The organism is Aquabacter sediminis, assembly GCF_028863665.1.
GTDB lineage: Bacteria > Pseudomonadota > Alphaproteobacteria > Rhizobiales > Xanthobacteraceae > L1I39.
On the sequence record NZ_JARBFX010000003.1, the window covers coordinates 222414 to 246303 of the forward strand.

Below are 23890 nucleotides of genomic sequence, written 5' to 3' on the forward strand. Positions count from 1 at the left end.
TTCCCTCACGCGTCCACGAACAGGTCGAGGGCGACGTCGCCCGCACCGGCGCTGTTGCGATAAGCCTCGAAATCCGTCTGGCCCGCCTGGCGCAGCACGTCCTCGTCGAGCCAGGTGCGGCCGGTCGATTGGCGCGCCGGGCTGGCGAGGATCTGGCACGCGGCGTCCGCCACGATCTGGGGCGTGCGCGAGCGATCCATGTATTCGGCGCCCACCTCGAACATCACAGCCGAAGTCGCAATCGTGGTGCGCGGCCAAAGGGTGTTCACCGCGATGCCTTTGTCCCGAAACTCCTCCGCCATGCCCAGGCACAGGAGCGTCATGGCGTACTTGGTCACCGTGTAGGGGATATGGGGCTTCAGCCAATGCGGCGAGAGGTTGAGCGGCGGCGACATGGACAGGATATGCGGGTTGGCAGACCGTTCCAGATGGGGCAAGGCCGCCTTGGCCAACGCCAGGAGCGCCCGGCTGTTGACCGCGTGAAGCAGGTCAAAGCGCTTCATCTCCAGCCCCGCCACGGGCTCCAGGCGGATGGCGCCCGCATTGGCGATGACCGCGTCGACGCCACCGAACGTCTCGGCGGCGGCTGTCATGGCCCCCGCCAGGGCATCATCGTCGCGCACGTCCACTTTCACCGCCAACGCCCCCCCGCCCCGCTCGCGCACCTCATGGGCAACGGTGTGGATGGTGCCCGGCAGCTTGGGATGAGGGGTCTCCGACTTGGCCGCGATGACCAGGTTGGCGCCCTGCTCTGCCGCAGCAAGGGCAATCTGGCGGCCGATGCCGCGGCTCGCGCCCGTGATGAAGAGGGTACGTCCCTTCAAGCCCGTGCCCATCACGTCCCTCCCCCTTCGGCTTGGCCCCTGCCCCCAGCGGCGGGGAAATTTGCCGGCCGCTTTTCGAGGAACGCCGCCAGCCCCTCCGCCGCCTCGGCGCCAAAGCGCGCGGCGTTCAGTGCCTCAGCCTCCAGATCCATCTGGGTGGCGAGGCCGGTATCGGGGGCCACATTCACGAGGCGCTTGATGTTCGCCAGGGCACGGGGCGGGCCCGCCGCGAGCCGATGCGCCAGGTTCAGCGCACCGTTCAGCGCCTCTCCAGGATCGGTCAGCCCGTTGACGAGCCCGAACTGCGCCAGCCTCTCGGCGGAGACAGGCTCGCCCAGAAGGCACATCTGCATCGCCATCTGCCGGGGCAGCGCGGCGCGCAGGAAATGGGTCGCGCCGCCATCGGGGCACAGGCCCACCCGGACATAAGCCAGTGTGAAGGCAGCTGCCCGCGACGCCACCACGAGATCGCAGGCGAGCACGACCGAGACCGCCGCCCCCGCCGCGCCCCCCTCCACCGCCGCCACCACGGGCTTGGGGCAGTCGACGATGGCCTTGACCATGGCATTCAACTTGTCGGTGTTTCGTGCCGCCTCGGCCGGCGAGCCGCCGGCGCTGGCCCGCAGCGCCCGCACATTTCCGCCCGAGGAGAAGAAGCCCCCTTCCCCGGTAAGGACAATGGCCCGCAGGCCGGGATCACCGCCCGCCGCGATCAGGTGCGCCCGGACGTCCTCGTAGACCGCAGGGCCGATGGCATTGCGGCTGTCTGGACCGGACAGGGTGATGAGCAGCACGCTGTTCAGGCGCGCGGTGTTCACCACGGTTGGCGACGGCTCGGCTTTTGCCATTGGCGCTTCCTTCGACGCTCCCCGTTTTGCGACCGGACGAAATCGGAGCGCCGCTTCCAGCGGCCACTCCGACGGGGTGCTCTCCATCCGATCTTGCCGATCAAAATAGCCCTAACGGGACTTCACGCAACAAAAATTTGATCTAATATTCTTGTATGTTCAAATAATTTGAATATCACAACCATAATATGTTTTTTGGAGTACACATGGAAACGAACGAGATGGGGGGGCCGCTCGCCGGGCTGCGGGTTCTGGACATCGCCACAATCATTGCCGGCCCGATGGCCGCCACCCTGATGGCGGATTTCGGGGCCGAGGTGATCAAGCTGGAGCTGCCCGGCCTTGGCGATGGCCTGCGCGGCTTTCCCCCCTTCAAGGAGGGCAAGCCGCTCTGGTGGAAAGTGACCAATCGCGGCAAGCATTTCGGTACACTGGACCTGCGCCGCCCGGAGGGGCGGGACCTGTTCCTGCGCATGGTGGCCCGCTGCGATGTGGTGGTGGAGAATTTCCGGCCCGGGACCCTGGAGCGATGGGGGCTCGACATCGAGACCCTCTGGCGGGCCAATCCGCGGCTCGTCGTTCTGCGCGCCAGCGCCTTCGGGCAGGATGGGCCCCATGCCGGCCTGCCGGGCTTTGCCCGCATTTTCGAGGCCATTGGCGGTCTTGCGGGCATTTCCGGCCCGCCGGACCAGCCGCCCCTCCACACCGGCTATCCCATTGGCGATCCCATCGGCGCCCTCTTCGGCGCCTTCGCCATCATGGCCGCCCTTTGGCGGGTGAAATCCTCACCCCGCGAGAGAGGGGAGGAGATCGACCTCTCGCTCACCGAGGCCTTGCTGCGCATCATCGAGGTGCTGGCGATCGAATATGACCAGCTCGGGCATGTGCGTCAGCGCAGCGGCAACCGGAACCAATATTCCGCCCCCTCCGACGTCTATCTCACCGCCGACAAGCGCTATGTCTCGCTCGCTGGCAGCACGGAGCGCACCTTCGCCAACAATGCGCGCGCCATCGGGCGACCGGACCTGACGCAGGACCCCCGCTTCGCCTCCAATGCCGCCCGGGTGCGCCATTCCGGCGAGCTGGACCGCATCTTCGGCAGCTGGATCGCCGCGCATACGCAGGAAGAGGCCGTGAATGCCTTCCGCGCCGCCAGCGGCACGCTCGCGCCCATCTACAGCGTGGACCAGATTTTCGCCGATCCCCAGTTCGTTGCCCGCAAGGCCATCGTGGAGGTGCCCGACGCCGATTTCGGGACCGTGCGGATGCAGGGCCTGGTGCCGCGCCTGAAGCGGAACCCCGGCCGGATCCGCTGGGCGGCGAAGGACTTGGCGGCGGACAACGACTACATCTACAAGGAATTCGTCGGCCTCGGGGAGGCCGAGATTCAGGTCCTCAAGGACAAGAACATCATCTGAGAAGGGGCCGGCGCATGAGCGCGGTGACGGGGGGCGGACGGGCGCCCCGCAAGGGGGACGAGGACGAGACGGCGGGTCCCGCCATCGACCCTTCGCTGTCCTCCACGCTCATTCGCGGCATCGAGGTGCTGCGCTGCTTTGGCCCCAACGATCAGGCGCTCGGCAATGCCGAAATCTCGAGACGGCTGGGGCTCAACCGCCCCACCGTCTCCCGCCTGTGCAAGACGCTCATGCACCTGGGCTATCTGCGCCGCGACGCGCGCGAGACCTATCGGCTCGCCCCTGAACTGCTCTCGCTTGCCTATCCGGTCCTGTCCGCCATGCCCTGGCGCCACGAGGTGCTGCATTCCATGCGGGCGCTGGCGGAGATGTGCAATGGGAACTGTTCCCTCGGCGTCATGTCCGGAGATTCCTTCGTCCACATCCAGACCGCCGGCAGCCCGCCCGGCTGGCCCCATGTGCCCGATATCGGCCAGACCGGCTCGCTCTACCGCTCCGCTTTGGGCTGGTGCCTCCTCTCCCTGCTGGAGGATGAAGACCGCGAGGCCAAGTTCGCGGACCGGGAACGGCAGCACCCCGAGGAATTCCCCGCCACCGGAGCCAAGAGCCGCGAGGCAGTGGCGCGCTGCCATCGGGAGGGCTTCTGTGTCTCCTATGGCGACTGGCGTCCCGATCTCGTGGCGGCCGCCGCGCCGCTGGGCCTGACCGCCGATGGACTTTACGTCGCCCTCGCCTGCGCCGTGCCGCAGTATCGAGCGGACAGGGATTATTTCGAGACCGACCTCGGCCCCCGGCTCGCCAGCGCAGCGCAATCCCTGCGCTATTCCGGCACCTTCCTGATGCCGAAGTCTCAAGCCTCGGAGAGAAAGTCTGCACACTTATAACTAAGGAAGGGTGGGGTCATTAATTCGACCGCCACGGCCCAATTGAGGCGTTATGCGCCGGCCGATCCATCTGCGCGATCCGCTACAGCACGAGTGGCCGCGGCAACATTGGATTGAAATCGGCGCAAGGCAAGCAGCGCCTCGGTCTGCACGACAATGCTCTCCAGATCCTGCGGCGGGAGTTGCCGGGCTGCCATAAGAAGCCGCTCTGGCAGGAGATTTTCGGATCGCGTTTCGAGGCGATCAAATCCCAAAAGTTCGTTGGGCGACGACCCCAGCGCTTCGGCGATTTTCAGGAGCGTCAGCATGTCTGGCTCGCGGGCCCCCGTCGCGTAATGCGCATAGCGGCGCTCATTAATGCCAACCGCCCTAGCGACGTCAGCATTCGAGCGTCCAAGCGCTCTCGCCCGAGCCTGAATGTTTTTTGCGAACACGTCCATTGGAACATTTTGTTCGATAAGACCCCGACGTCGCTAGGCACATTTTGTTCCATTTTAAATGCCCAACCCCCCGGACGACGACCTCGAACACTCAGTGAAAGCCGACAACTCCAGCGACAAAAAAATAAGAGACCCCGGACACAACGAGCAAAATCACCCCACAAACTATTGCGAACATTAAAACAACGAAATCTACCCCCGCAATCCTAGGTGGCCGAACAGGCCCCTGGGGAACCCCTTCCAAATTCGACATCTCGCGCATCCGACCCTAAAACGGACGCAAATATAGGTCCATTTTGGACCATTCTCAAGCTCGCGATAAGCTGTGCATTGCGTCGGGTGGCCGCCACGCGAAGCAGGAAGGGAGTTCGCATCGTGCCAAAGCAACGACCAAAACACAACTATAAAGTGCACCCTTCAGTCGAGCAATTTATTTTTTTCACCGGTTGGCTGGTAGCCTTTGCGGGAATGGCAGCTTTTTTTTACATCGCAATAACAAGAGGTCTAGGCATAAGCGTGTTTCATCTAAACTTTTGGTGGGGAAATCTGTTTTATTAGATAAATTATAGGAACCAGCGAGGCGCGAAAGACTTCATCTTTGCGGCCTCATGCTACACCGATTTGCCTAAACCGCGTGGAAACAGCCATCGTGCGCCACACGTTCTAAAAATGCACGATATCGCCGTTACGCAAACGTCCGCCCATCCTATAGCGGAACAAAGGGCCGTTCCTGATCTTGACGCTGGGGAGCCTGCGGAATGCGCTCAGGACGGGTAAGCCACCACGGGGAGCACTCCGCCGCTCTTGCATCACATCACGGGGAGCCCATGACCGAGGTTGGCCTTGAGATGGACCCGCAGGATCTGGATCGCGCGCTGCGTCTGGCGGTGGCGGTCGTCGTGGGCATGGCTGTTGGGCTTAACCGCGACCTGAAGGGCAAGCCAACGGGCATCCGCACCCTCGGACTCGTTTGCCTGGGCTCGGCGCTGGTCGGGGTGGTCAGCCTGCGCATGGACGGCATATTGGGTCATCCGGACGCCACCAGCCGCGTGGTGCAGGGCATCATCCAGGGGGTGATGACCGGCATCGGCTTCCTCGGCGCAGGCGTGGTGCTGGTCAACCGTTCGCAGATGCGCATCCAGGGCCTCACGACGGCCGCCGCCGTCTGGGTGACCGCAGCACTGGGCATCGCCTGCGCCCTCGCGTCCTGGCCGCTCATACTCGCCGGCGTCAGCCTCACGCTTTTTCTGCTGGTGATCGTGCATCCGGTGGAGCGCTGGCTGGAGGCCAAGGCCCAGGCGGGCAAATCCCCGGCGACACCGGAAGTGCCCAACGGTTCGCGTTCCGCCACGCCAGGTTATGATCCTTCAGCGTCTGCCCGGACGCGATAATGCAGGTGTCCCGATATGGACGATGACGTCATTGCTCTGATCGCCACGGCCCTGACAAATCCTGATCCCGATCAGCGGCACGACAGTGCCCTCTCCCAGCAGCGGGCGATGGCTGTCCTGTCCGCGCTGCGCACGGCCGGATATGAGGTCATCCGCCGGGCCGATGCGGGTGAGCCGGACTGCATTCCGCCGCAGGAGCTCAACGCCTCGAATGACGGCTGAGCCACTGAGCCGGATCGGGTCACGACAGCAGCCGCCCCATCAGGACGCCGGCTACGGCAGCGGAGGCGGCGATGCCAAGCGTCTCCAGAGTCGCACGGACGAGGGAGCGCTTGCCCACAAGGCCCCGCCCCACGCCCAGCGCCACCAGCAGAAGGGTGGTGAGCACGAGGCAGACCACCCGTGCGCTCTCCATGGGCAGGAAGGCGAAGGGAAGCACCGGGGTGAAGCCGGCGAAAAGGTCCGACACGAACATCCAGAAGGCATGTGAGGTGGGGCTGGCGCCGTCTTCGGCATCCGCCAGCTCCGCGCGCAAATTGGCGGTGGCACGCGGCGCGCGGCCAAGGGCGGCGGACACCGCCTCCACATCCGCCGCCGCCATGCCGCCGGCCTTGAGTGCGGCTGCGATACTGGCCGCCTCCGCCGCCGCCGCTTCCGCTGAGACCGCAGCGGTGCGCCGGGCGCGCCGGGCATCGCGGACCGATTCCGCATCCAGATAGCTGCCGGCCATCATGGAGACCGCCGCCGCCGCCGCGCCGGTCGCGCCGGCAATGAGCACCGTACGTGGATCGTTGGTGGTCATCGCCACGCCGAAAACCAGCCCAAAGATGGAGACTGTGCCGTCCTCCATGCCGAAGACCACATCGCCGATGGAGGCCTTCAAAGAGGCTTTTAAACGCGCAAGACCCGTCATGACCCGCCCCGGCGAGCACCCCCCGGCCATGGGGCCCGGCCCCGGGCCTCGCCCGCACAGCATAGAAGAGGCGGTGGAGAACGAAAGCTGCGCGGAGGCAACCCTCGCCCGAAAGCGTTGACGCGGACACCATGAATTTTTTCTGGGATCGACGCGGAACAATTTTCCCGGCCGGGCGTTCATGCCGCGGTCGGGAGCAGGCTGGAGGGGGAAGCATGAACCTGGCTAGACGCACCTGCGGGGGGCGCGTGCGGGCGGATCACCAATACCGGGAGACCGTCGCTATGCAAGGCACGCGCCGCGCATGTGAGCGGCACCCCGGCAGAAGGCGGTGGTGCAGCCTCCGCGAGCCCTCCCCTTTCACAGAATTCGCCCCCCTTTTGCCCCCTCGCATGGGACTGGCGCACGAGCCGCTCCTCTCTCCCTCATCGGGCCTTCGGCACCCTATCGCCTCGCCTTCCAAACTCCCCCATAGTGGGTCCTGGATTGAACCTCGGTGAACGCGTTTTTTCCCATGCCTCTTTCCTGGTTGTCCCTTGGCGGCGAATGCGGCGCCCTCATCGCCTCCCGTGACTGGTCCAAGACCTCTCTGGGGCCCATCGAGACGTGGTCAGAGCATTTCCGCTCCACCGTTTCCACCATCGTCAACTCGCCCGTGCCGAAGGTCCTCATGTGGGGACCCGACCACATCATGATCTATAACGACGCCTATGCGGTGATCGCGGGCGGCAACCACCCGGAAGCCCTGGGCGGGGCGGTGGACAAGATCTGGGCGGAGATCTGGGACTTCAACCGCCGCGTCATTGAGGTGGGCATGCGGGGGGAGGTTCAGTCCTTCACCGACCAACCCATGACCCTGCTGCGCCATGGTGTGCCCGAGCAGGTCTATTTCGACCTTTTCTATACGCCCATCCTGACCGAACGCGGGAACATTGGCGGGGTGCTCTGCACCGTGCTGGAGACCACCCAGCGCGTGAAGGCCGAGCGGGACCTGCGCGCCAGCAACCGACGTTTCCGGGGGGCGGTGGCGGCGGTCAGCGGCGTGCTGTGGACCAATTCGGCCGACGGAGAAATGGTGGGCGAGCAGCCCGGCTGGGCCGCCCTTACAGGCCAGAGCTTTGAGGACTATCAGGGCTATGGCTGGTCGAAAGCGGTCCATCCCGACGACATCGAGCCCTCCATCATCGCCTGGCGCAAGGCGGTGGACAGCCGCTCCATCTTCATCTTCGAGCACCGCGTGTGCCGCCATGATGGTGTCTGGCGCACCTTCTCCATCCGCGCCATTCCCGTGCTGGATGACACCGGCGAAATCTATGAATGGGTCGGCGTCCATACGGACATCACCGAGCAGCGGGCGGCCGAGCAGCGCCTGCGCGACCATGCCCAGGAGCTGGAACGACAGGTCCGCCACCGCGAGCGGGCGGAGGAGCAGTTGCGGGCGCTCAACGAGACGCTGGAATGCCGGGTGGCCGCAGCCATCGAGGAGCGCCGCCAGGCCGAGCTCGCACTTGCCCAGGCCCAGAAGATGGAGACCGTGGGCAAGCTGACCGGCGGCGTGGCCCACGACTTCAACAATCTGCTCCAGGTGATTTCCGGCAACCTGCAATTGCTGGCCCGCGATGTGGCCGGCAATGAGAAGGCGGAGCGGCGGATCGCCAACGCTTCGGCCGGCGTCTCGCGCGGGGCCAAGCTCGCCTCCCAGCTCCTCGCCTTCGGCCGGCGTCAGGCCCTGGAGCCCAAGGTGGTGAACGTGACGCGCTTCGTGCGCGGCATGGACGAGATGCTGCGTCGGGCCATCGGCGAGGGCATCGAGATCGAGACCATTGCCTCCGGCGGCCTCTGGAACACCTTCATCGATCCCACCCAGATCGAGAACGCCCTCCTGAACCTCGCCATCAATGCGCGCGATGCCATGGACGGCCAGGGCAAGCTGACCATCGAGCTCGGCAATGCCACCCTCGACGACGATTATGCACGCTCCCATGCGGAGGTGAATCCCGGCCAGTATGTGATGCTCGCGGTCAGCGACACCGGCTGCGGCATTCCTCCCGAACTTTTGGAAAAGGTGTTCGATCCCTTCTTCTCGACCAAGCCTGAGGGCAAGGGTTCGGGGCTCGGGTTGTCCATGGTCTATGGTTTCGTCAAGCAGTCCGGCGGCCATGTGAAGATCTATTCGGAGGTGGGCGAAGGCACCACGATCCGCCTCTATCTGCCCCGGGCCATCGAGAGCGAGGATGTGGAGGTGGTGCCCACCGCCGCGAATGTCTCCGGCGGCTCGGAGACCATCCTGGTGGTCGAGGATGACGAGGAGGTGCGCAACACCGTGGTCGAGATGCTCACCGAGCTCGGCTACAACGTGTTGAAGGCAGTGGATGCTCAGTCCGGCCTGAGCGTCGTGGAAAGCGGCATTCCCATCGACCTCCTGTTTACCGATGTGGTCATGCCCGGTCCGATCAAGAGCACCGAGCTTGCCCGCAAGGCCAAGGAACGCCTGCCCCAGATCGCGGTGCTGTTCACCTCCGGCTACACGGAAAACTCCATCGTCCATGGCGGACGGCTGGATGCGGGCGTCGAGCTGCTCTCCAAGCCCTATACACGCGAGGCGCTGGCGCGAAAGATCCGCCATGTCCTCGCCAATGAGCGCCAGCGCTTTGCCATGCAGACCATGGCCACGGCGCTCTCCACCCGCGAGGATCATACGGTGCCTGCCACTGCCACGTCTCCTGCTTCTGCCTCCGTCTCTCTTGCCCCCCTCTCGACCCAAGCCCGCACAGTGCTGCTGGTGGAAGATGACCCGCTGATCCGCCTCTCCGCGAGCGAAATGCTCAAGGATGCCGGCTACCAGGTGCTGGAGGCGCACAATGCCGAGGAGGCCCTGACCCTTCTCCAGCGCGCCAGCGCCGACGTGCTGATGACCGACCTGAACCTGCCCGGCATGAGCGGCCGCGACCTGGCTCTGAAGGTCCGACAGGCCCATCCGGACATGCGCATCATCTTCGCCACCGGCGAGGCCACAGTCAGCGATGCGGGCGACGCCCTGCTTCTGCGCAAGCCCTATATCTTCAAGGATCTCAAGGCGGTGGTGGATGCCGCCTTGGCCTCTTGAGACCTCGCCTCTCGAGAAATGTCATGTGGGGGACAGAGCACCGCCATGTCCGTCCCGCTGCGTGACCGCGATGGGCTAGAGACCGGACGCTGCGGCGCGCCTTGGGGCGGGCGCCTGCCGAGCTCCGATGCGCCCAAGCCGAGAAATGCGTGTGCCGCACAGCCTCCGTTTGCGCCTTGGCTCACTCCTGGGGCGGGCCTTCTGGCCTTGAAAGGCCGACAGTGCGACCGCGGCGCCATGGTTCGGTCGCATTGACGTAAGGTAATGCTTCCCCACAAGGGCAGCGCAATGCGTGCCGCCGCCCCACCTGCCCGAGGATCCTCCGCCATCTCATGATTTCAGAGCGTTCCGCCCCTGAACGGGTAGAAAAAGGCTTCCCCCCGGCTCCCGGTGCCGCCACCCTGGCGTGGAGGCTCACTGGGGACTGCGACGCGGTCCTTTCATCGTCCGTAGGGAAGGCGCGCCCCTTATGACCTTGCTGCTGGTTGTCCTCATTCCCTTCCTGGGCGCACTTCTTCCACCGCTGGTCATCCGTTCGGGGCGCAACACCTGCGCCATGGTCACCGGGTGCGTGACGCTTCTCGCCCTTGCCCTGCTGCTTTTTCACGCGCCGGCGGTGTTTTCAGGCGAAGTGCCGAAGGTGAACGTGCCCTGGGTGCCCGCCATGGGCCTGTCGCTCTCCGTGTTCGCTGACGGGCTGGGCTTCTTCTTCGCTGCCATGATCCTGGTCATCGGCCTGCTCGTGATCATCTACGCGCGCTTCTACCTGTCCCGCGAAGACCCCATGGGGCGCTTCTTCACCTATCTGCTGCTGTTCCAGGGCGCGATGGTGGGCGTGGTCCTGTCGGACAATGTCATTGCACTCCTGACCTTCTGGGAGATGACGAGCCTCACCTCCTTCCTGCTCATCGGCTTCTGGCGCAAGCGGGCCGATGCGCGGCAGGGCGCCCGCATGGCCCTGGTGGTGACGGGTGGCGGTGGCCTGGCTCTCATTGCCGGCGTGCTTCTGGTGGCGGAGGCGGCCGGGTCCTACCAGCTGTCCGAGATCCTCACGCGCGGCGACATGGTGCGCGCCTCGCCGCTCTATCTGCCGGCGCTGCTGCTGGTGCTCCTCGGTGCCTTCACCAAGTCGGCGCAGTTCCCCTTCCACTTCTGGCTGCCGCACGCCATGGCGGCGCCGACGCCGGTGTCGGCTTATCTGCATTCCGCCACCATGGTGAAGGCTGGCGTCTTCCTGCTGGCGCGCTTCTGGCCGGTCCTGGCCGGCACCGAGACCTGGTTCCTGATCGTGGCGCCCGTCGGCCTCGCCACCATGCTGATCGGCGCCGTGATCGCCCTGTTCAAGGACGACCTGAAGGCGCTGCTGGCCTATTCCACCGTGAGCCATCTCGGCCTTATGACCATGCTGCTGGGACTGGGCACGCCCATGGCGGCGGTGGTCGCGGTGTTTCACATCATCAACCACGCCACTTTCAAGGCCGCCCTCTTCATGAGCGCCGGCATCGTCGACCATGAGGCCGGCACCCGCGACATCCGCCGCCTCGGCGGGCTTCTTTGGCTGATGCCCATCACCGGCACGCTGGCGCTCATCGCCTCCGCCTCCATGGCCGGCGTGCCGCTGTTCAACGGCTTCCTGTCCAAGGAGATGATGCTGGAGGAGGCCGCCCACACCTCCTATCTCGGCCTCGGCCTTCTGTTTCCGGTGCTGGCGACGCTGGCCGCGCTGTTCTCGGTCGCCTATTCGGCGCGCTTTGCCGTGGCGACCTTCCTCGGCAAGACCCGCCATGATTATCCCCACGCTCCCCACGATCCGCCCGCCGGCATGTGGCTTCCGGTGGCGGTGCTGGTGGTGCCGGTGCTTGCCATCGGCGTCGCGCCGGAATGGGTGGCCGGTCCCCTGGTGGCCCTCACCGCCGGCGCGGTGATCGGGGGGCCGCTGCCCGACTATCACCTCGCCCTCTGGCACGGCCTCACGCCCGCGCTCTTCATGAGCCTCATCGCCTTTGCCGGCGGCGCCGTGCTCGTCCTCGGCTTCCGCCAGGCGGAAGCGGTCCGGGCGCGCCTGCCACACCCGGACGCGCGAGCCCTCTTCGAGACCGTCACCGCGAGCCTGGTGGTGGCCTGCCGGCGCACCATTGGCGGCCTGCATGACGGCGCGCTGCCGCGCTATACCGGCGTCATCCTCTCCACGCTCCTGGCGGTGGGCGGCTATGCCTTCTGGAGCGCCACCCATGGCGCGGGTATGCGGCCTCTTCTGCCAGTCAGCGTGTCGGCGGCCATGGCCTTCCTGTGCCTTCTGCTGGCGAGCGCCATGGTGATGGCCCGACAGGCGGACCGGCTGACCTCGCTCATCCTCACCGGCGTGGTCGGCGTGATCGTGGCGCTCACCTTCATCCAATTCTCCGCCCCCGACCTCGCCCTGACCCAGATTTCCGTGGACGTGGTGACCACCATCCTGATGCTGCTGGCCCTGAACCTCCTGCCCAAGACCTCCCCGCCGGAAGAAAGCCGCGCCGTGCGCTGGCGCGACGGCCTGTTTGCCGGCCTTGCTGGCCTTGGCGTCGCCGGCCTCGCCTATGCGGTGATGACGCGCGACGGCACGTCCATCTCCGACTATTACCTTGCTCAGTCGAAGCCCGGCGGCGGCGGCACCAATGTGGTCAATGTCATCCTGGTGGATTTCCGCGGCTACGACACCTTCGCCGAAATCATCGTGCTCGGCATTGCCGCGCTTGCCATCTATGCCCTGCTGGACCCCACCCTGAAGGGAGCCGCCGTGCGCCGCATCAAGGCCCTGCTCCCGAAGGAAGAGGCGCGCGACGCCCATCCCCTGCTCCTGGTGGTGGCGACCCGCGTGCTGCTGCCCTTGTCTCTGGTGGTGGGCACCTACATCTTCCTGCGCGGGCACAACGAGCCGGGCGGCGGCTTTGTCGCCGGGCTCGTGGTCGCCATCGCCATCATCATGCAATACATCGCCTCCGGCTATGGCTGGGCGGCCGACCGCATGCGGGTGGACGCGCAATCCTATATCGGGGCGGGCGTGGCCATTGCCGGCCTGACGGGCGTTGCGGCCTTCCTGTTTGGCCGGCCCTTTCTCACCTCCACCTTCGGCTATCTGAACTGGCCCGTGGTGGGTAAGTTCGAGGTGGCCTCCGCCATGGCGTTCGACCTCGGCGTCTTCCTCACCGTGGTGGGCGTGATGGTGCTGTCCCTGGCGCAGCTGTCCCGTGTGTCGCGGCGGATCGATCCGTCCCCCGACAGCAGCGAGCCCATGGACGTGAAGCTCGAACCCGCGGCCGCCCGCGCGCGGGAGGGCTGAGCCATGGAGCTGCTCGTCGCCGCCGGCATCGGCATCCTCACCACGGTCGGGTTCTATCTGGTGCTGCGCGCCCAGACCTTCCCGGTGATCCTCGGCCTGACCTTCCTGTCTTATGCGGTGAACGTGTTCCTGTTCGCCATGGGGCGGCTCACCATCGATCGACCGCCGGTGATCGTGCCGGATGCGGCCGCCTATACCGATCCCCTGCCCCAGGCCCTGGTGCTCACGGCCATCGTAATCTCCTTCGGCATGACGGCGCTCATCGTGGTGCTGGCCTTGCGCGGCTTCCTGGAGACCGGCTCCGACAGCTCCCGCCTTGATGCGCCCCGTGGCGACAAGGGAGAGGCCTCGTGACCCCTGCCGCCCTCCCCGCGCTGAACCACGCCATCATCCTGCCGGTGCTCCTACCGGCCCTCACCGCCGCCTTCCTCGTGCTGGCGCTTCGCCACCATCTCCGGCGCCAGCGCGTCGCCTCGCTGGCGGCTACCTTCCTGCTGCTCGGTCTTGCGATCGTGCTGTACACGTTGGCCTCCGACGGCACAGTGCGGGCCTACCAGCTGGGCAACTGGCCCGCACCGTTCGGCATTACGCTGGTGCTGGATCGCCTGTCGGCGACCATGCTGCTGCTGACGGCCTTCCTTGCCGCGTGCGTTGGCATCTATGCGGCGGGTGGAGTGGATGGACGGGGACGGCATTTCCATCCGCTCTTCCAGTTCCAGCTCATGGGGATCAACGGCGCCTTTCTCACCGGCGACGTGTTCAACCTGTTTGTCTTCTTCGAGGTGATGCTCATCGCCTCGTATGGCCTGATGCTGCATGGCGGAGGCCCGGCCCGCCTGAAAGCGGGCTTTCAATATGTGGCCATCAACCTCCTTGCCTCCGCCGTCTTCCTGGTCGCGGTGGGACTCATCTATGCGGTCACCGGCACGCTCAGCATGGCGGACCTCGCATTGAAGGTGCCCCAGGTGCCGGCGTCGGACGTGGCGATCCTGAAGACAGGGGCGCTGCTGCTCTTTCTTGTCTTTGCCACCAAGGCGGCCTTCGTGCCCCTCCACTGGTGGCTGCCCGCCACCTATGCCGGCACATCGGCCCCCTCGGCCGCCCTGTTCATGATCATGACCAAGGTGGGGGCCTACGCGATCATCCGCGTCTATGGGCTGGTGTTCGGTGCCGGCGCGGGGCCGGTGGCGCTGGCTGCGGCGCCCTTCATCATTCCCGCCGCACTCGCCACCCTGGTGCTCGGCACCATCGGCCTCGTGGGCAGCCGCACCTTGCGCGACCTCAGCGCCTTCGCCGTCATTGCTTCCATGGGCACGCTGCTCGTCTCGATCGGCCTGTTCGACGAGGCGGGGCTGTCGGCCGGCCTGTACTATCTCGTCCATTCGACGCTGGCGGGCGCCTCCCTGTTCCTCATCGCCGGCACGGTTCTGGAGCAGCGCGGCGCCGCCAGCGACCGGCTGATCCCGGCCCCGGCCATGGGCGGGGAAACGCTGCTGGCCGGTCTCTTCTTTCTGACCGCCATCGCTCTTGTGGGCTTGCCCCCGCTGTCGGGTTTCCTCGGCAAGGTGATGATCCTGGAGGCGGTGCGGGCCTCGGCGATCTGGCCGTGGATCTGGGCGGCCATTCTGGGCGCCAGCCTGCTGATGACCTTTGGCTTCGCGCGGGCGGGCTCCGTGCTGTTCTGGAGCAGTGGCCCGGTCGCCGACCCAAAGCCCCTGCCGGCCTTGCCCGGCCTTGCCGCCGTCCTCCTCCTCCTCGCCGCGACGGTGGGCTGGACGCTGGCCGCCGGCCCGGCGACGAGTGCGCTTACCCTCACCGCGCAGCAGGCACTGGACCGGGACGCCTATATCAATTCCGTGATGCCCCCTAGCCGCCAATTCGCAAGGGAGCAGTGACATGCGTGCGCGCCTCGTACCTCACCCTCTGCTCACCCTGCTCATCGCCCTCGTCTTCGTATTCCTGATGAACGAGGCGACGCCCGGCGTCGTGGTGCTCGGCCTCGTCCTCGGCTTCGTGATCCCGCTCATCACGGCGCCCTTCTGGCCCGGCCGGCCGAAGCTGAAGGCACCGCTGACCATCCTGAGCTACCTGGTGATCGTCCTATGGGACATCGTGGTGTCCAACATCGAGGTGGCCCAGCTCATCCTGTTCCGCCCCTCCGAGCGCCTGCGCACGCGCTATGTGACCGTGCCCCTCGACCTCGTCACGCCGGAGGCCATCGCCGTCCTGGCCGGTACCATCACCATGACCCCGGGAACGGTCAGCGCGGATCTCAGCGCCGACGGCAAGGCGCTGCTGGTCCATTGCCTGGATGCGGGCGACCCCGAGGGCGCCGTGGCCACCATGAAGGCGCGCTATGAGAGCCGTTTGAAGAGGATCTTCGAATGATCGCCATCGCCATCGCCATCGCGGCGGGGGCCATCTGCCTCGCCCTCCTCCTCACCCTCTATCGCCTGGCGGTGGGGCCCGACGCCACCGACCGGGTTCTGGCGCTCGACACGCTGGTGATCGAGACCATCGCGCTCATCGTGCTGATCGGCATCGCTTATGGCACCGGCATGTATTTCGAGGCGGCGCTTCTGTTCGCCATGGTGGGCTTCGTGACCACCGTGGCGTTCTGCAAGTATCTGCTGCGTGGCAACGTGATCGAATAGGAGGCGCCGGTGGCTGTCATCTTGGAGGCGCTGGTCGCCCTCCTCATCATCGTCGGCGCCTTCTTCCTGGTGGTGGGGGCCCTCGGCCTGGCGCGTTTGCCGGGCATGATGGGGCGCCTGCACGGTCCGACGAAGGCGACGACGCTGGGCATTGGCTCTCTGCTCATCGCCTCCATGATCCATTTCACCAGCCTCACCGGCCGCTTCTCGGTGCATGAGCTGCTGATCACGCTCTTCCTGTTCCTCACCGCGCCGGTGAGCGCGCAGATGCTAGCCAAGGCCCATATTCTGCGCGACCGCCAGGAGCAGGTCCGCCTTCCCGCCACGGGCCGCCCCGTGGGCTGGGCGACGCTCAGCGACGACGAACCCCAAGAGCAAGCGGGGCGAACGCCGACGGGGTGAGCCGGCGGTCGCGGACGCTCAGACCTGGGCGAGACCTCCGTCGGCGAAGACTTCGCCGCCGGTCATGAAGCTGCTGTCGGAGGAGGCCAGGAAGGCCGCCACCGCGCCGGTCTCCGAGGGCTGGCCCATGCGGCCGATGGGCGTGGTGCGCCCGAGGGCATCCAATGCATCTGCACCGACGACTTCCATCGCCAGTTCGGTCAAGGTTGGCCCGGGCGAGAGCACGTTCACGCGGATTCCCGTGCCCTTCAGATCCAGCGCCCAGGTACGGGCGAGGTTGCGGATCGCGGCCTTGGAGGCGCTGTAGATGCTGAATTCCGGGGTTCCCATCACGCCTGTGCTGGAGCCGGTCAGGATGATGGAGCCGCCCTCCTTCATCAGGGGCAGCGCCTTCTGGACCGTGAATATGACCCCCTTCACGTTGACGTCGAAGATCTGGTGATAATGCTCTTGCGGGATCTGGCCGAGAGGCGCGAACAGCCCCGTCCCGGCATTGGCAAAGACCACGTCAAGGCCGCCCCGCTCCGCTTTCACGCTGTCATAGAGGCGGTCCAGATCGGACATGTCGGTGACCGATCCGCGCACGGCCCGCGCGGAGGGGCCGAGCTCTGCGAGAGCGGCGTCCAGCACCTCCTGTCGCCGCCCGAATATGTAGACGAAAGCGCCTTCTTCGATGAAGCGCTTGGCCGCGCCCAGGCCGATGCCACTGCCGCCGCCGGTAATGACCGCCGTCTTGTTTTCCAGCCGTCTCATGATGTGCTCCGTGAATGAGGTTGCACATAGCTGGCCCTGAACATACTTTTCATCAAGTATGCACCTTTTGGTAAGTACCCGAGAATGACGATGAACCCCACCTCCCCTGCCCCCGCGGCCGTCGAGAGCTGCACAGCGACACTGCCTGGATTCACCTGCGGGCTCGATGCGACGCTGCGGGTCATTGCCGGCAAATGGAAGCCGCTGATCCTCTATTTCGTCGCCCAGGGTGGCCCCACCCGCTATGGCGAATTGCGCCGGTCGATCCGCCATGTGAGCGACAAGATGCTGATCCAGCAGCTCAAGGAGCTGGAGGCGGACGGCCTCGTGAAGCGGACCGACCACAAGGAGGTGCCTCCGCGGGTTGACTACAGCCTCACGCCGCGCGGCCAGAGCCTCGCCCAGGCCCTCGTGCCACTGTGCGCGTGGGGCACCGAGAACATGGAGGAGGTCACGCGGATCTTCGCCGAGCGCGCGGCCTGGCGGAGCGGGGAGGCCTAAAAACGGGATCGGCGCTCAAACGTCCGGCCCACGGCACCGCGCCCCCCAGAGCTCAGGCCAGCGGCAGCCCCAGTGCCAGGCAGGTGGCCTCGCTCTCGCGGGCGAGCTCCTCATATTGGGCGGCGCGCCCGCTGCCGGCCCGCCAGAAATAGCCCATGTCGCGGCGCGCCGGCCAGCCGTCGAGGGTGAGCAGGGCGATGTGGTCTTCTACCCGGAATTCCGAGCGGGCATAGAGTTCGGGAAACAGGGACATGCCCATGCCCATCAGCACCATCTGGCGCAGGGCATCGAGGCTCGTGCCTTCATAATCCTCGCGCAATTCCGCTCCGCAGGCATCGGCCAGTTCGCGCCCCCGTTCGAACAGGTGATGGCCGCGCCCCAGGGTGAGCAACCTCTCACCCCGCAAGGCCTGCGGGTCCACATGTCCCACGCTGGCCAAGGGATGGTCCTTCGGCACACCGAGAAAGATGGTCTCCCGGCACAGCCGCCGGAAGGTGACGGCATGCGCGGTTTCCGGCGTCGGGCCCAGACCGCAATCCAGCGCCCCGCTGACCACGTCCCGCAGGATCACGGAGGGGCGCTCCTCCTTGATGTAGATCTGGAGCGCGGGATAACGGGCGTGCAGCGTCGGCAGCAGGTTGGGCAGGAAGTACGGGCCGAAGGTCGGAGCAACGCCCAGCCGGATGAGCCCGCCCAGGTTTCGGGTGCCGCTGGCCGCCATGGCCACGATGTCGTCCAGCGTGAGGAGAACGCGCCGCGCCGCTTCAACCACGCGCGCACCCACCGGCGTCGGCTGGACCTGGCCGGGCGTCCGGTCGAACAGAGGAGCGCCGAGCTGCGCTTCGAGCTGGGCGATCTGCACGGAAAGGGTGGGTTGGGAGACATGGCAGCGGCGCGCCGCCGCGCCGAAATGGCCGGTCTCGGCGAGAGCGACCGCATATTCCAGCTGGCGATGGGTGGGCCGGGCAGGCACGGCGATAGCCTTAGTCAATCAGAGATATTGAAACTATGCATTGGAGCTATGGCCGCGTCCACTCCATCCTTAGGGGGTCGAAAGGAGATTGAAGTGGACACGTTCCTGAAGTCCCTGACCGCCCGTCGCTCCATGCTGGATGCCGAGATGCAGGCCGAACGGGAAAGAGAGGAGCCCAATGGCGAGCGCCTTCTCGCGCTGCGCCGGATGAAGCACCAGATCGGCACGCAAATCGCCTATATCCGCCGCGAAGGCCGCCAGATCGCCGATGTCATGGTGGTGCGCAAGCGCCGCCGCTTCACGGACCTCAAGCTGCTGCGCTAACCGCGCAGTCCTCCCCTCGCCCATCCCGAGCCGAGGTCCGGGCCCCTCTGACGGCGCCAGCCGCCATGTCGGTCCTCCCCACCCACCGACCACTCCGGGCGGATGTCGCCGCAGGCGGTCCGCAGCGCGTGCCCCCGCGCTGCGGACCTTTCATGCGCGTCCATCGCCGGAGACTTGAACCGAGGATCCCATGGACACCCTGATCTCCCTCTTCACCGCCGAAATGGTGGGCAAGCCGGCGTGGCTCTGGCTGAGCTTCCTCGGCATCGTCTTCGTGCTGCTCGCCTTTGATCTTGGCGTGCTCAACAAGGGCAACAAGGAACTCGGCATCGCCGAAAGCCTGAAGCTGTCCGCCTTCTACATCCTGGTCGCGGTCCTGTTCGGTGGCTGGATCTGGTACTCCATGGGCCCCGTGGCCAGCATGCAGTACTTCACCGGCTATGCCATCGAGAAGGCCCTCTCGATCGACAATGTCTTCGTCATCTCGCTGATCTTCAGCTACTTCGCAATTCCCCGCGTCTATCAGTATCGCGCGCTGGTGTGGGGCATCATCGCCGTGCTTGTCCTGCGTGGCATCATGATCGGCGTCGGCGCGGCCCTGGTGCAGGAATATGACTGGGTGCTGCTGCTGTTCGGCGCGTTCCTTGTCGGCACCGGCATCAAGATGCTGGTGGTGAAGGAAGGCGAAGCCGATGTCTCGCGCAACCCGGTGATCCGCCTGCTCTCGCGCCATCTGCGCGTGACACCCCAACTCCATGGCGAGCGTTTCTTCGTCCGCCAGCCTCATCCCGCGACCGGCAAGCTGGTGCTCTGGGTGACGCCTCTGTTCCTGGCGCTGGTGGTGATCAACATCGCCGACCTGGTGTTCGCGGTGGACTCGGTGCCGGCCATCTTCGCCATCACCACCGACACCTATATCGTCTTCACCGCCAACATCATGGCCATCCTCGGCCTGCGCGCCCTCTACTTCGCGCTGGCCGCCATGGTCCATCGCTTCGAGTATCTGAAGTACGCCCTGGCGCTCGTGCTCGTCTTCATCGGCGGCAAGATCTTCTGGAACTACTTCTACGGCAAGTTGGACCCGGCCATCTCGCTGGGCGTCACCCTGGCCATGATCGCCGGCGGCATCGTCTACTCGCTCTGGAAAACCCGGCGCGCTGCCGGGGCGCACTAACCCCGATGGCCCGCGGCCTGCGCCGCGGCCATCCTTCCCAATGACAAGGGCCGGCCCCATCAGGCCGGCCCTTTGCATGACGAAGCCCCTCAAAGCCCGCATCGCCCCTTGGGCGCTCAAGGCGCTTGGCTGGCTCCGTCCTCTACAATTGGCGCCTTTGCGCCAAAGCGTCCTCTCTCACGAGCGACGCGACGGCTTTCCCTTGGGCTTTCCGTCCGCGTTCGAACGCCGACCTTTCGGCGAGCCGCTCTTGGCCTGTCCCCAGGGCTTCACCTCACGCGGCTTTTCGAACCCAACCTTGCCGTGGTCGCCTCTGCCATCGGCAGACTTTCCCGGGGCCGGCCCCTCGCGGAACCGTTTGCGGGCAGGCTTCTCGGAGGGCTGGTGGGCATGCACGGGCTTTCCCCGGGCCGGGGGCTTCGACCGGCCCGCGGGCGGACCGGACAAGGGCTCGATGACGATGTCGTCGTCGTCCGCCTTCCCGGCCACCTTCGCGAAGCGGTCTGCGGCGGCACGGCTCACCTCGAAGGCGGTCTCCTCATCCAGGATGCGGATGACGCCGATGTCCTTTCGGGTCACGTTCCCACGGCGGCAGATCATGGGCAGCAGCCATTTGGGATCGGCATTGTTGCGCCGCCCCACATTCAGGCGGAACCAGGCCCCGCCGGCCCCTGCAGCCTCCCCGAAGTCGCGACCGGCCGCCCGATCTCGCGCACCGCGCGGCTCGCCTGGGTCGGCGACCTCTTCGGGAGCCGGCAGGCCGGCGCGATAGAGGCGCACCAGCGCGGCAGCCAGATGTTCGGGCGAATGCGCTGCCAGCAGCGCAAGGCCTGCGCTGGCATCCTCTTCATTCGGTTCCTCGGTGATGAGGGCATCCTGCAGCATGCGCTCATGGTCGAGCTTGCGGATGTCCTCGGAGGTTGGCGGCGCCGACCATGCGGGCTGGATGCCCAGACCGCGCAGCAGGTCCTCCGTGCGGCGCCGGCGAAACGGCGGCACCAGAAGGACGCTGACCCCCTTGCGTCCCGCCCGCCCGGTACGGCCGCTGCGGTGCTGGAGGCTCTCGGCATCGTTCGGCAGCTCGGCATGGATGACGAGGCCGAGATTGGGCAGGTCGATGCCGCGCGCCGCCACATCGGTGGCGACACACACCCGCGCCCGCCCGTCGCGCAGGGCCTGCAAGGCATGGTTGCGTTCGTTCTGGCTCAGTTCGCCGGAGAGCGCCACCGCCGAGAACTGGCGCTCCTGGAGCATGGCATGCAAGCGCCGCACGGCCTCGCGCGTGTTGCAGAAAACAATGGCGCTGGGAGTGTCGTAATAGCGCAGCACATTGACCACCGCATGCCCGACCTCGGTGGGGGCCACGCGCATGGTGCGGTACTCGATGTCGGCGTGTCCGCCTTCCGCGCTGGCCACCTCGATGCGCAGCGCGTCGCGCTGGTAGCGCTTGGCCAGCGTGGTAATGCCGCGGGGCATGGTGGCGGAGAACAGCAGACTCCGCCGCTCAGGCGGTGTGGCGTCGAGAATGAATTCAAGGTCTTCCCGGAAGCCGAGATCCAGCATCTCGTCGGCCTCGTCCAGCACGACCAGTTGCAGCGCCGACAGATCCAGCCGCCCGCGTTCCAGATGGTCGCGCAGGCGGCCCGGCGTGCCCACCACGATGTGGGCGCCCTGGTTCAGCTGCCGCTGCTCCTGGCGCGGATCCATGCCGCCGACGCAGGAAACGATGCGGGCGCCGGTCGCCCCGTAAAGCCAGGCGAACTCGCGCTGAACCTGCAGCGCCAGCTCGCGCGTCGGTGCCACCACCAGCGCCTGTGGCACGGATGCGGGCGCAAAGCGCTCACGTGTGTCAAGCAGCGTCTCGGCCATGGCCAAGCCATAGGCCACCGTCTTGCCCGAGCCGGTCTGCGCGGACACGAGGAGGTCGCGGCCAGCCGCGTCCGGCGCCAATACGGCAAGCTGAACCGGCGTCGGGGTGTCATACTCCCGCTCGGCCAATGCGCGGGCGAGCGCGGGGTTGGTGGTCATGAAGGGCACGGCTGGGTCCGCCTATCTTGCAGTCTCGTCAGGCGTCGAAAGGCCGTCGGAAGGGAGATGAAGCGCCTTCTTAATGGGCTCTGTGTCCAGATGCCACAGCCGCCGGGAGGACAGCGCCAAACCTCCGACGCCGCAGTTCATCGAGCAGCGCCTTCCCACCTCATAACTCCCTATGGAAGTGGACATGGCGCATCTCGACGCAGCACCGCTTCAAAGCCGGGACGGAGCACACCCTGCGGCCGGATGCTCCATCGCTCAGAAGACGAGGGTCTTCCCCCCCGCTCCGGCATCGCCGGCGGCGCTGTTGTCGAAACCAGAGACGGGAAGGCGCGCCACCTCGGCGCGAGGTGGCGGAGCCGCCCACCACATAGGCCGCCGACAGGATGGCGCGCCTGCGCCGGCCCGTTCACGCCATGGCTGAGGCGACGGCCTTACGCCGTAAACTCCACCACCGGATCGCGCCCGATGAGGCGGCACAGCTGGCGGAGGCGGGAATGGACGCGCTCATTCACCAGGTCCGCCAGCTCACGGGGCACGGTGAGGACCACGCTGTCGCCGCGCGCCAGCATGGGGGTGCGGGGAAGGATACCGGGCATGGCGGCGGACAGGAGATAGGCCACCCGCATGGCGGCGCCCAGGATGCGGGCGCGGTCCAGCTGGCCGGTGGAGACCAGTTCCAGAATACGGGGCGCACTCTCTTCCTCGCCAAGGCCCATGTGGCGATAATAGACGGCCAGGGCCATGGCGGCGCGGCCGGCATGGTCGAGCCCCACGAAGGCCGCATGGGCGATCATGTTGAGGCTTTGCTCGCCGCGATAATCGGGATGGGCGCGCCAGCTCACGTCCGCCAGCAGGCAAGCCGCTTGCCGCAGCCGCCGCTCGTCCCGGTCTTCCTCCAGCGCCGAGGTGGAGCCGAAGAAGGCATCCGTCCAACGCACCAGTTCCTCCTGGTGCACGGGCGAGCGGGAACGCAGGACGTTGAATTCCTGAGCGGAAATGAGCAGAGGATCGTGGGCGCGCTGCTCCTCGTCCAAAAGCGAATAAAGCAGCCCCTCGCGCACGCCCAGCGCCGAAATTTCCACAAAGGCCGGGCGCCCCTGGCGCACCACATTCTCCAACACCAGCGCGCCATAGGCCAAAAGTGGACGGCGGGCGGGGGAGACAGATTCGATGCGCGGCAGGGCCGTGATGTCGCCCCGATGGACCGTGCGGGTGAAGTCCAGCACCTCCTTGGCGGGCAAGGTGTAGCCGTGCATCACATGCAGCGGATAACCCTTCTGGAACATGTGCAGGCGGGCAAGCGCGCGCCAGGTTCCGCCCACCGCATAGAAGGTGCGGCCAGCAAGATCAGACAGAAGGGGCGCGTCTTCCACCGCGTCGCGGACGATCTTCTCGGCCTTGCGCAGGGACTTGGACGAGCGGTCCTGCAAGGCAAGACTGCCGAGGGGCAAGGTGATTCCCTCCCCCACCCGCGTGCCCTTGATGTCCACCAGTTCCAGCGAGCCGCCGCCGAGGTCGCCGGCAAGGCCGTCCGGGTCGTGCATGCCCGAGACGATGCCGTAGGCGGCCAGTTCCGCCTCGCGACGGCCGGACAGGATTTCGACGCGCACGCGGCACACCGCCTCGCACTCGGCGATGAAGGCGGGGCCGTTCTCCGCGTCCCGCGAGGCGGCGGTGGCGAGCGCATAGAGCGCGCCCACCTGCATGGCGTCGCACAGAGCCCGGAAGCGCCGTAGCGCGGACAGCGCCTTCTCCACCGCATCCTGCGCGAGGCGCCCGGTGGAGAGCACTTCCCGGCCGAGGCCGCACAGGGCTTTCTCGTTGAAGATCGGTGTCGGCGCCCGCGTCAGCGCCTCGTAGACCACGAGGCGCACGGAATTGGACCCGATATCGATGACCGCGATCGGCTGCGTCACGGCCATCTGGTCC

22 protein-coding genes are annotated in these 23890 nt (G+C 66.4%); 14 read left to right on the top strand and 8 right to left on the bottom strand.

Features of this window, described 5'->3' with window-relative positions; genetic code table 11:
- Nucleotides 1–5 precede the first annotated feature (5 nt).
- Entirely contained in the window at nt 6–836 is an 831-nt protein-coding gene (locus PV781_RS06770) for an SDR family oxidoreductase (RefSeq protein WP_274774872.1), read from the bottom strand.
- Nucleotides 836–1672 carry an oxepin-CoA hydrolase, alternative type gene (locus PV781_RS06775; protein ID WP_274774873.1) on the bottom strand — a complete coding sequence of 279 codons (837 nt, stop codon included), beginning with the start codon at nt 1670–1672 and terminating at the stop codon, nt 836–838. Before PV781_RS06775 ends, PV781_RS06770 begins: the two co-directional genes overlap by 1 nt.
- Before the next feature lie 206 nt (nt 1673–1878).
- Between PV781_RS06775 and PV781_RS06780 the strand changes: the two genes are divergently transcribed.
- Nucleotides 1879–3090 (top strand): CaiB/BaiF CoA transferase family protein, encoded by a 1212-nt coding sequence (locus PV781_RS06780; protein ID WP_342455438.1) that lies wholly within the window; start codon nt 1879–1881, stop codon nt 3088–3090.
- Between the two features lie 14 nt (nt 3091–3104).
- Entirely contained in the window at nt 3105–3974 is an 870-nt protein-coding gene (locus PV781_RS06785) for an IclR family transcriptional regulator (RefSeq protein ID WP_274774874.1), read from the top strand.
- A 50-nt stretch (nt 3975–4024) separates the two neighbouring features.
- Here PV781_RS06785 and PV781_RS06790 read toward each other — a convergent pair whose 3' ends face one another.
- Complete coding sequence (locus tag PV781_RS06790) at nt 4025–4414, bottom strand: helix-turn-helix domain-containing protein (protein WP_274774875.1); 390 nt, start codon at nt 4412–4414, stop codon at nt 4025–4027.
- 827 nt (nt 4415–5241) lie between these two features.
- On the opposite strand from PV781_RS06790, the gene PV781_RS06795 reads away from it, so the two are divergent.
- Nucleotides 5242–5805 carry an MgtC/SapB family protein gene (locus tag PV781_RS06795; RefSeq protein ID WP_274774876.1) on the top strand — a complete coding sequence of 188 codons (564 nt, stop codon included), beginning with the start codon at nt 5242–5244 and terminating at the stop codon, nt 5803–5805.
- Nucleotides 5806–5820: 15 nt separating this feature from the next.
- Nucleotides 5821–6027 (top strand): hypothetical protein, encoded by a 207-nt coding sequence (locus tag PV781_RS06800; RefSeq protein WP_274774877.1) that lies wholly within the window; start codon nt 5821–5823, stop codon nt 6025–6027.
- 19 nt (nt 6028–6046) lie between these two features.
- On the opposite strand, the gene PV781_RS06805 is transcribed toward PV781_RS06800, so the two are convergent.
- Nucleotides 6047–6718: a VIT1/CCC1 transporter family protein gene (locus tag PV781_RS06805; RefSeq protein ID WP_274774878.1), complete on the bottom strand. Its 672-nt coding sequence runs from the start codon at nt 6716–6718 to the stop codon at nt 6047–6049.
- Nucleotides 6719–7232: 514 nt separating this feature from the next.
- Between PV781_RS06805 and PV781_RS06810 the strand changes: the two genes are divergently transcribed.
- The 7 genes from PV781_RS06810 to PV781_RS06840 all read left to right on the top strand — a co-directional run bounded on the left by PV781_RS06810 (nt 7233) and on the right by PV781_RS06840 (nt 16199).
- Nucleotides 7233–9824, top strand: a complete 2592-nt coding sequence (locus PV781_RS06810) for a response regulator (RefSeq protein ID WP_274774879.1) — start codon at nt 7233–7235, stop codon at nt 9822–9824.
- A 469-nt stretch (nt 9825–10293) separates the two neighbouring features.
- On the top strand, nt 10294–13143 hold the full coding sequence (locus PV781_RS06815) for a monovalent cation/H+ antiporter subunit A (protein WP_274774880.1): 2850 nt from the start codon (nt 10294–10296) through the stop codon (nt 13141–13143).
- Between the two features lie 3 nt (nt 13144–13146).
- The gene (locus PV781_RS06820) at nt 13147–13497 is read left to right on the top strand and encodes a Na+/H+ antiporter subunit C (protein WP_274774881.1); all 351 of its coding nucleotides are present in this window, start codon (nt 13147–13149) and stop codon (nt 13495–13497) included.
- A 20-nt stretch (nt 13498–13517) separates the two neighbouring features.
- Nucleotides 13518–15038, top strand: a complete 1521-nt coding sequence (locus PV781_RS06825; RefSeq protein ID WP_274775176.1) for a monovalent cation/H+ antiporter subunit D — start codon at nt 13518–13520, stop codon at nt 15036–15038.
- A gap of 1 nt (nt 15039) precedes the next feature.
- Nucleotides 15040–15531 carry a Na+/H+ antiporter subunit E gene (locus tag PV781_RS06830; RefSeq protein ID WP_274774882.1) on the top strand — a complete coding sequence of 164 codons (492 nt, stop codon included), beginning with the start codon at nt 15040–15042 and terminating at the stop codon, nt 15529–15531.
- The gene (locus tag PV781_RS06835) at nt 15528–15797 is read left to right on the top strand and encodes a K+/H+ antiporter subunit F (RefSeq protein WP_274774883.1); all 270 of its coding nucleotides are present in this window, start codon (nt 15528–15530) and stop codon (nt 15795–15797) included. The genes PV781_RS06830 and PV781_RS06835 overlap by 4 nt, the downstream gene beginning before the upstream one ends.
- A 9-nt stretch (nt 15798–15806) precedes the next feature.
- Nucleotides 15807–16199 (top strand): Na+/H+ antiporter subunit G, encoded by a 393-nt coding sequence (locus tag PV781_RS06840; protein WP_274774884.1) that lies wholly within the window; start codon nt 15807–15809, stop codon nt 16197–16199.
- Nucleotides 16200–16217: 18 nt separating this feature from the next.
- On the opposite strand, the gene PV781_RS06845 is transcribed toward PV781_RS06840, so the two are convergent.
- On the bottom strand, nt 16218–16952 hold the full coding sequence (locus PV781_RS06845) for an SDR family NAD(P)-dependent oxidoreductase (protein ID WP_274774885.1): 735 nt from the start codon (nt 16950–16952) through the stop codon (nt 16218–16220).
- Between the two features lie 90 nt (nt 16953–17042).
- On the opposite strand from PV781_RS06845, the gene PV781_RS06850 reads away from it, so the two are divergent.
- On the top strand, nt 17043–17453 hold the full coding sequence (locus PV781_RS06850) for a winged helix-turn-helix transcriptional regulator (protein WP_274774886.1): 411 nt from the start codon (nt 17043–17045) through the stop codon (nt 17451–17453).
- A gap of 52 nt (nt 17454–17505) precedes the next feature.
- Here the strand turns inward: PV781_RS06850 and PV781_RS06855 are convergent, their stop codons facing one another.
- Nucleotides 17506–18426 carry a hydrogen peroxide-inducible genes activator gene (locus tag PV781_RS06855; RefSeq protein WP_274774887.1) on the bottom strand — a complete coding sequence of 307 codons (921 nt, stop codon included), beginning with the start codon at nt 18424–18426 and terminating at the stop codon, nt 17506–17508.
- Nucleotides 18427–18519: 93 nt separating this feature from the next.
- Here PV781_RS06855 and PV781_RS06860 point away from each other — a divergent pair, with 93 nt between their 5' ends.
- The gene (locus tag PV781_RS06860) at nt 18520–18750 is read left to right on the top strand and encodes a hypothetical protein (protein WP_274774888.1); all 231 of its coding nucleotides are present in this window, start codon (nt 18520–18522) and stop codon (nt 18748–18750) included.
- 190 nt (nt 18751–18940) lie between these two features.
- Nucleotides 18941–19924 carry a TerC family protein gene (locus PV781_RS06865; protein ID WP_274774889.1) on the top strand — a complete coding sequence of 328 codons (984 nt, stop codon included), beginning with the start codon at nt 18941–18943 and terminating at the stop codon, nt 19922–19924.
- Between the two features lie 177 nt (nt 19925–20101).
- Here PV781_RS06865 and PV781_RS06870 read toward each other — a convergent pair whose 3' ends face one another.
- Both PV781_RS06870 and ppx read right to left on the bottom strand, forming a co-directional pair.
- Complete coding sequence (locus PV781_RS06870; RefSeq protein WP_274774890.1) at nt 20102–21952, bottom strand: DEAD/DEAH box helicase; 1851 nt, start codon at nt 21950–21952, stop codon at nt 20102–20104.
- Nucleotides 21953–22392: 440 nt separating this feature from the next.
- Nucleotides 22393–23883, bottom strand: a complete 1491-nt coding sequence (gene ppx / locus PV781_RS06875; RefSeq protein WP_274774891.1) for an exopolyphosphatase — start codon at nt 23881–23883, stop codon at nt 22393–22395.
- Nucleotides 23884–23890: the final 7 nt, after the last annotated feature.